Here is a 259-nt window from a genome sequence, read left to right as displayed (position 1 = left end):
GTTCAAGGTAACCGTGCTTGACCCACTCGGGATCGAATGCCGGGCTCTTGGCCGGCACCGCAATGTAGTCGGTCAGCGCAGGCACGATCTCGTCGTTCCATTTGCGGTCCACGAATTCGCGGAGCGTGTCGGGGTTCAGGCGTTCAGCCTGCTGGGTCGTATCGTCGGAGATCATGGTCGCGGTCCGTAACGGTTTCGTTCACTCGAAACGAACATGATAGTCCTGATGGCGAATGTGCTGAAGGGCTCGTCGCTCATC

1 pseudogene is annotated in these 259 nt (G+C 58.7%); it reads right to left on the bottom strand.

What is annotated here, in order from left to right:
* Window positions 1-175, bottom strand: a pseudogene (locus SB822_RS58620) (peptidase M20); the annotation flags it as partial.
* Window positions 176-259: the final 84 nt, after the last annotated feature.

Source organism: Paraburkholderia sp. SIMBA_054 (assembly GCF_046534875.1).
Lineage (GTDB): Bacteria > Pseudomonadota > Gammaproteobacteria > Burkholderiales > Burkholderiaceae > Paraburkholderia > Paraburkholderia hospita.
This window is presented reverse-complemented; position numbering and strand designations above follow the sequence as displayed.